Source organism: Faecalibacillus sp. MSK20_93 (genome assembly GCF_020589945.1).
In the GTDB taxonomy this organism is placed as follows: Bacteria; Bacillota_I; Bacilli_A; order Erysipelotrichales; family Coprobacillaceae; genus Faecalibacillus; species Faecalibacillus intestinalis.
In genome coordinates this window covers 26,716-34,388 of record NZ_JAJDKA010000030.1, presented here as the reverse complement: position 1 = coordinate 34,388, position 7,673 = coordinate 26,716, and the positions used below count along the sequence as shown (strand labels likewise).

The window sequence follows — 7,673 nt, the reverse complement described above, 5'->3', positions numbered from 1 at the left end:
GGACTAAGCACCAAAGTACTTTTTTTCTTGTGTCCGTTTTACAGGGTCCATTTTAAAATTATTGTTGTATTAGTTATTCTTGCAATACTTGCAGCAATTGCTGTTCCTTCTGTTTTAGGATATGTCGAAGAAGCTAAAAAAGAAAAATATATTGCAGAAGCTAAATCTATTTACACTGTTATTCAAGTAGAAGAAGCTAGATTAGAAAATGAAATAGATTATACAGATAAAGGTGATTCACACAATAATATGGAAGATATGTATAAAAAACTTTGTAATCAAACTGCAAATAATCCAGATGGAGAAAATATTATTTCTAATAAAGTAGGTATTAAAAGTATGGACTGGATATATTCTGGTGATTCTAATAAAGACGGTTATGTTTATCTTTTACATTGGACAAGTGATGATGGTAAAAAAATACAAGCAGAACTTTATAAGAATAAACAAGTTAAGATTACATCAATTGAATAATTTAAATTATTATAATTTTATTCTAAGAAGTTTATAACCATTCCTTATAAGAATGGTTTTTTTATGTAATAATTGAGAGAAAATTGTTGGATTATTAGAAATTTTGTATATATATGTTATAATATAACCAAAAAAGGGGAATGGGCATATGAAGGAAAGATTGAAGAATAACAAGGGTTTTACGTTGGTAGAAATTATTGTTGTGTTAGTGATTTTAGCTATTTTAGCTGCTATTGCTGTACCTGCTGTTCTTGGATATGTAGATGAATCTAAAAAGACACGCTATATTGAAGAAGCTCATTCTATTTATACAGTTATTCAAACAGAGGAAGCAAGGTATAAAGCTTTAGGCAATGAATTAAATGATGATACTTATAAGAATACTGAGTATAAAAAAGAATTAACAGAAACAATAACAAAAAAAACGGGTATTCAAAATGTGACGTTTGGTACTTGTAGTCATATTGGAAAAGATAATGCAGAGTACTATGTTAATTTTAAAAGTGATGATGGAAAGAATGTTTATTCTGTAATTAAAAGAAATAAAGATATAACAGTAAGTGTTAATTAGGGTGAGGAAGATGAAGAATAAGAAAGGTTTTACGTTGGTAGAGATTATTGTTGTATTAGTAATCTTAGCTATTTTAGCTGCGATTGCTGTACCTTCTGTAATTGGTTATGTAAATGAAGCTAAAGAGTCTCGCTATATTCAAGAGGCACATTCTATTTATACAGTGGTTGAAACGGAAGTGGCTAAGTATAAGGCAACAGATAATCCTAGTGAAGATGCTATAGATAATTATATTAAAGATATATTGAGTGGTAATACAATTGCTACTGCAGATAATAATCAATTAAAAGGTATTATTGCGAAAAAGACAGAGTTAGATGATGTTGATGTAGAAAGAAATGGCAATACTTATAAAATGTATTGGATCAGTGATGATGATCATCGTATTGAAGCTACACTCACAAAGAATAAGGATGTAAAGATTGTAAGTACTGATAGTAATCATAATTTTGATTAGATGAGGTTTTTATGGATTCAATTATTATTTTGATTTATGTATATATGTTTTTAATAGGAATGTGTGTTGCGAGTTTTATGAATGTTGTGATTGATCGTGTTCCTAGAAATGAGAGTTTTGTCAAGGGAAGAAGTCATTGTGATCATTGTGGTGAGACTTTAAAATGGTATGATTTGGTTCCTATTGTAAGTTATATTTTTTTAAGGGGTAAGTGTCGTTATTGTCATACTTCGATTCCTATTAGAGGTTTTTTGATTGAAATTTTTGGTGGATTGATTGGTATGTTTTGTTTTTATCGTTTTGGTTTTAGTATTGAAACGATTTTAATGTTTGTGATTGCGATGATTTTACTTGCGATTACAATGATTGATTTTGATACAATGATTATTCCTGATGGTTTAAATATAGCTATGCTTCTTGTATCTATTGTTTTAATGTATGTAAGACATATGTCTTTGTTAGAAAGCATTATTGGAATGTTTTGTATTTCAGTACCAATGATTTTATTAAATGTTTTAATTGCTGAATCTTTTGGTGGTGGAGATATTAAATTAATGTTTGTCTCAGGAATAGCTTTAGGATGGAAGTATAGTTTACTTGCTGCTTTTATTGGTATTTTACTTGCAGGAAGTTATAGTATTTTTTTATTGGTAAGTAAAAAGATTAATAAAAAAGGACATATTGCTTTTGGTCCTTATTTATCAATTGGTATTTTTATTGCTTTATCTTATGGTAGTGAAATTATAAGTTGGTATTTAAATTTAATGATGTAAAGAGGTGATAGAATGGCTACATTTAAATATATTTCGAAAGATATGTCAGCTAAAACAATAAGAGGAACGTTAGAAGCTGATGATCGAAATGATTTAGTGAGAAAGCTTAAAGAACAAAATTTATTTTTAGTAAGTTGCCAAGATGTCACTAAAAAAACTGTTAATCAGTATAAAATGAAATTAAATGAATTATCAGCTTATTCTAGAGAAGTAGGAACAATGCTTGCTTCTGGTTTATCTTTGATTCGTATTTTTTCTATTATGGTTCGAAGAGAAGATAATAAAAAAATAAAAAAAATTTATGAAAATATTTATATAAAGTTACAACAAGGATATACTTTATCCGCTGCTATGGAAGCTCAAGGTGTTGCTTTTCCTAATTTAATGATTCAAATGTATCGTTCAGGTGAAGCAAGTGGGGATATGGATAAAACGGCTTTAACGATGTCTAATCAGTATTCAAAGGATCATCGTATTAAAGGTAAAACAAAGTCAGCAATGATGTATCCTATTATTTTGATTGTTATTACAATTGCTGTTTTGTTGATTGTTTATTTAGCAGTGCTTCCTTCTTTCTTTGATATTTTTAAAAATGTTGAATTACCATTGATTACTAAAATCAATATTAGTATTTCTAAGTTTTTACAAGATTATTGGTATTTTGTCTTATTGATTGCTGCAGGTTTGGTTGTCACTTTTATTGCTTTACTTAGAGTAGAAAAGGTACGTTTTCAAGTAGATAAATTAAAAATAAAAATTCCTAAGTTTGGTAAATTGTTGATGACAATTTATACGAGTAGATTTGCGAGAACTTTATGTTCTTTATACACAAGTGGGATGTCTATTGTTAATGCTTTAAATATTGCTAAAACAACGATTGGTAATGTTTATATTGAATCACAGTTTGACGGAGCTATTAAGAAATTAAGAAACGGGGAAAGTTTATCTCAAGCAATCAAGGACATTGATGGTTTTGATATTAAATTAACAAGTAGTATTTTTGTAGGAGAAGAAAGTGGGCGTTTGGAATCAATGCTTACTACTCTTGCAGATGATTTTGATTTTGAAGCAGAACAAGCATCAGAAAGAATGATTACCCTTATTCAACCATTAATGATTATCTTTTTAGCAGTTGTTATTTGTTTAATTATTATATCTGTATTATTACCAATTTATACATTGTATAACAATGTAGGAAATATGTAGGAGGAATTATGAGTTATATTGTATTTTTATCAACAAAAGGATTACAAATGGTTCAAGGAAATGTTTCAAAGAATAATATTCATATTTCTTCTTACAAAGAATTTGAATTTGTTGAAGGAACAATGTTAGATGGGAATATTCTTGATGATCAACCTGTTAGAGATGTTTTACTTGATTTAAAAAAAGAAAATGTTGATAGTGTGAGACTTGTTGTCGATAGTGGACAAATTTTAGTGAAGTGTTCTGTTTTACCGGAAGTTTCTCATAAACAAATGCTTCAATTTGTAAAGGATGAATTTATTGATGTTGAAAGTCAATATACGGATTTATTATATGATTATGCTGTTATAAAAGATAAAGTTGAGGGTAAAGAAGGTCAACTTGTTTTGTGTGCGGCAATGGAAAGAGAGTTTTTAAAGCCGTATATTGATTTGTTTGATGAAATGGGAATTTCATTAGAATCAATTGATATTATGACAAATTCAATTATTAAATTAACAGAATCTATTCTTAAATTAACAAATCTATCTTATGTTTTAACAGTAATCAATGGACAAGATGTTATTCATTATTTATTTATTAATGGACAATATGAAATAGCTAATAGAACACGTATTTTCTCTGATCGTGGAACAGTTGCTTTTATTACTGAATTATCCAATTCACTTACTAAATTAATGCAGTTTACTAAAGGTGCTTATAAAGATGCCCAATTAGAAAAAATCTATTTTGCTGGGCTAGAAACTTATGAAGAAGATATGTTGATGTCAACTATTTCTTCTAATTTGAGTATTGAGACATCTCGTTTTAAACCAACAAACTATACTTGTAGTAAAGATAATAATTTTCCTATTCATAAATATTTATTTGTTGGAAGTTTATGGAGGAGATAAGATGGCAAGAAACAGTAACAAAGATATTGATTTTTTATCTGTCTATAAAACAAAGAAAAAAATAAATACAAATTCTAAAACACTCTTGCTTATAGCATTACCTGTTTTACTCATTCTTATTTTTGCGACAAGTACACTTTATTTAACAATCACTAATAGGAACTTACAAAAGGATGTTGATACATTGCAAACACAAATAGAAGAGGCTCTTGCTGCAACAGCATCTAATACAAATTCTGATCAACAAAAAGAATTAAGTAAGCTCAATGAACAACTTACAAACTTACAAACAATTACACAAACATTATCAAAATACCCTCAAATTGATAAAGGTATTTTAGAAACAATTGATAAATCATGTAAGAACTTAACAATTGATTCAATATCATTTAATCAAGAAACAGGAGCTATATCACTTACTGTAACAGCTTCTAAAGTTAATGGTTGTGAAGAAACAGTAAGAACACTAAGAGAATCAGGTACTTTTAAAACAGTTGATTACAATGGGTATACTCAAGATGGTGGTGTTAGTGAAACAACGGAAACCGTAACAGATCCTACAACAGGTGCGACAACAACACAAACAGTAACGAATACGACACCAATTACTTATAAATCATCGATTACATGTACATTAGAAGGAGGTACAACAAATGGACAAGATTAAAGATTCATTTAAAAAACTTTCTTCTAGAGAAAAGACATTGATTTATATATTAGTGATTTTATTGATTATTTGTTTTGGATGGTTGATTTTATTACAACCACAATTAACGTCGCATACATCATTAAAGTCTTCAAAAGATAGTTTAGAATTACAACTTACTGAATTAAAAGGAACAAGCTCATCTTCTTCAACAAAAGATATCAAAACACAAATTATGAATGTTAATCAAGAAATTAAAGCTTTAAATGACCAATTTTACAATCTTATGTCAAAAGAAGATATTGATCAATTGATTACAAATCTAACAATAGAACATAAAATTAGTCCTACTAATTTAACAATGTCTGAAATAACACAAACAGATTTATCAAGTAAAAAGAGTGATGATAATTCATCTGATAACGCAAATGATAATACAGATGAATCTAAATCATCCAATGCTTTAGTTTATTCATGTGTTGTTACTCAAACATGTAAAGGAACAAAAGCTAATTTACTCAATTTAATTGAAGATGTTAAAAATATGAGTGGTTTACATATTAATTCTGTTGCCTATGAAAATTCAACAGGTAACTTGGATTTAACAATTACATATACAGTTTATATGGTAGAAAAATAGTAAAAGAGGTGCAAACAATGAAAAATAAAAAGGGATCAACAATTGTATGGGCAATTACATTGATTATGGTTCTTGTAGTCATTGTAGGTGCCTCTTTGTCTTTTGCATATATGTCTTATAATCAATCTATTAAAAATAGAAATAAGACACAAGTTGAATTGATTGCTAATTCGGCAATTAAATCTCTAGCTGGTGCTATTGAAAATGATGAAAATAGTTCTCAGCTAATTCCAGATACAGGTAAACAAATTAATGTATCAAAGATGGAATGTTCTGTTCCTTATGGAACAATTTCAAATATTAAAATTAATCGAAAAAAAGAAAATTTAATTATTGCATCACTAAAAGCTAATTATCATGGTGAAGATTATACAATTTATGCTTATTTAACGCAGTCTAATAATCAATGGAAATGTAAAAGGTATGATACAAGTGGAAATTTAAATGTTTCTACTGATAGTAATTCAAGTGGAAATGATTCAGGGAATAATGGTAGTACAGATAATGATAATGACAATAATATTGGTTTGCCAGAAGGAAGTAATATAGCAGATACACTTGATAAAAGACTTACGGTTATGTTGAATCAATACTATGGAGATTTTAAAAATATTTATACATTTATTGATTGGTATAAAGATCAATGTAAGTATATGAATAAAACTACGGATGCTAATTATAATTGCGATTGGTGGTTTAATAATAGTGAGGGCTCTGATTATCATATTAAACAAGCGTATTTAACATGTATGACACAAAATAATCAGTTCGATAAATTAGAAGATGATATTTATCGAAAAGTTAAAGATCAAAATATTGTTTTTAACAATAATACATGGTATCCAGATTTATATGTTAATTTTCATATATTTCCAAATAGCAATGGGAAGTATTTTATTTATGCATCTCCTTCAAGTGGTGCAAGTAATGGAGGAGTTTATCTTATTTATTATGATCAATCTTGGTATGCTACTAAAAATAAATCATTTAATGAAAGTGATTTTTTAAATGTAGACAGTATAAAAAATGCTGTAAGCAATACAGATCAATGGTTAAAAATTGAGTAGGAGGGATGAATATGAAAAATACAAAAGGTATGACACTTATTGAAGTAATCATCTCTCTATTAATTATTAGTACAGCATCTTTAATTATTGTGGTTGGTTTTGTTACTGCACTTAATCTTTTTACAGATTCTAATCATTATAAAGATGTAACGAATAAACAACAAAAAGCTCTAGTTGATGAAGAAAATAAAGATACAGATATTGATGTGAATGATACTTTAGCTAATTATTCTATTACTGTTAATGAGAGTGGTAATCCAATTATCGTCAATGGTACTTATAAAAAAGCAACAAGTAAAACATATAAGGATGTTAATCTTTCAAATTTTATTCCTAAAATTCAAATAAATGAAGCTGTGAAAGGAAGAAATATTTATAAAAATTATTGCAAAATGATGCAAGAATTTTCGAATTATTTAAAAGAGCAAGGAGTCACGTCAAATGATAAATTATTTGAAGGAAAGACTAAAGAATATATAAAAGAGTGGATGAAGCAAAAAACAGGTGCAAACAAATCAGATTTTATTACAAATTTACCTAAATTATATGCAAGTATATACCCTGATATAGAACTGGATTCATTATTAGAGGTTATTGGAACTTATAACAAAGATTTTGATAAGGAAAAGTATAAATATATTACACCATGTATGTATATATCAGATAGTACTAGAGAAAATTTAACTTATAAAGATTTTTTTGAAGATGAAGGATACAAAAAATACGTATTCATATTAGTTGGTGATAAGGCAAAAAAAGGAGATCGTCCAACAGATATATGGGCATTGCTTGATAATACAACTGTTGAAGATGATCAAGATACTTGGTTAATTCCAAAAAGTGAAATAAGTACAAAAATACTTGAAAATAAAACATATTCAGAGTTTTATAAAATAATAAGTGGTAATGAATGGATTTATTATACAACATCAAAATAGAAAAGAGG

10 protein-coding genes are annotated in these 7,673 nt (G+C 27.7%); all 10 read left to right on the top strand.

Features of this window, described 5'->3' with window-relative positions; translation table 11 throughout:
• The first annotated feature begins 27 nt into the window (after positions 1–27).
• The 10 genes from LJD34_RS09760 to LJD34_RS09715 all read left to right on the top strand — a co-directional run bounded on the left by LJD34_RS09760 (position 28) and on the right by LJD34_RS09715 (position 7,665).
• Complete coding sequence (locus LJD34_RS09760; RefSeq protein ID WP_227359766.1) at positions 28–474, top strand: type II secretion system protein; 447 nt, start codon at positions 28–30, stop codon at positions 472–474.
• A gap of 148 nt (positions 475–622) precedes the next feature.
• The gene (locus LJD34_RS16620) at positions 623–1,045 is read left to right on the top strand and encodes a type II secretion system protein (protein ID WP_318532724.1); all 423 of its coding nucleotides are present in this window, start codon (positions 623–625) and stop codon (positions 1,043–1,045) included.
• Positions 1,046–1,055: 10 nt separating this feature from the next.
• Positions 1,056–1,502 (top strand): type II secretion system protein, encoded by a 447-nt coding sequence (locus LJD34_RS09750; protein WP_227359765.1) that lies wholly within the window; start codon positions 1,056–1,058, stop codon positions 1,500–1,502.
• 11 nt (positions 1,503–1,513) lie between these two features.
• A complete protein-coding gene (locus LJD34_RS09745) occupies positions 1,514–2,275 on the top strand; it encodes a prepilin peptidase (protein ID WP_227359764.1) in 762 nt (253 codons plus the stop codon).
• Between the two features lie 12 nt (positions 2,276–2,287).
• Positions 2,288–3,481 (top strand): type II secretion system F family protein, encoded by a 1,194-nt coding sequence (locus tag LJD34_RS09740; RefSeq protein ID WP_175301805.1) that lies wholly within the window; start codon positions 2,288–2,290, stop codon positions 3,479–3,481.
• Positions 3,482–3,489: 8 nt separating this feature from the next.
• Entirely contained in the window at positions 3,490–4,374 is an 885-nt protein-coding gene (gene pilM / locus LJD34_RS09735; protein WP_227359763.1) for a type IV pilus biogenesis protein PilM, read from the top strand.
• A 1-nt stretch (position 4,375) separates the two neighbouring features.
• Positions 4,376–5,041: a hypothetical protein gene (locus LJD34_RS09730; protein WP_227359762.1), complete on the top strand. Its 666-nt coding sequence runs from the start codon at positions 4,376–4,378 to the stop codon at positions 5,039–5,041.
• Positions 5,028–5,660, top strand: a complete 633-nt coding sequence (gene gspM / locus LJD34_RS09725) for a type II secretion system protein GspM (RefSeq protein WP_227359761.1) — start codon at positions 5,028–5,030, stop codon at positions 5,658–5,660. The genes LJD34_RS09730 and gspM overlap by 14 nt, the downstream gene beginning before the upstream one ends.
• Positions 5,661–5,677: 17 nt before the next feature.
• Positions 5,678–6,727: a hypothetical protein gene (locus tag LJD34_RS09720; RefSeq protein WP_227359760.1), complete on the top strand. Its 1,050-nt coding sequence runs from the start codon at positions 5,678–5,680 to the stop codon at positions 6,725–6,727.
• 11 nt (positions 6,728–6,738) lie between these two features.
• Positions 6,739–7,665 carry a prepilin-type N-terminal cleavage/methylation domain-containing protein gene (locus LJD34_RS09715; RefSeq protein ID WP_227359759.1) on the top strand — a complete coding sequence of 309 codons (927 nt, stop codon included), beginning with the start codon at positions 6,739–6,741 and terminating at the stop codon, positions 7,663–7,665.
• The last annotated feature ends 8 nt before the right edge of the window (positions 7,666–7,673 follow it).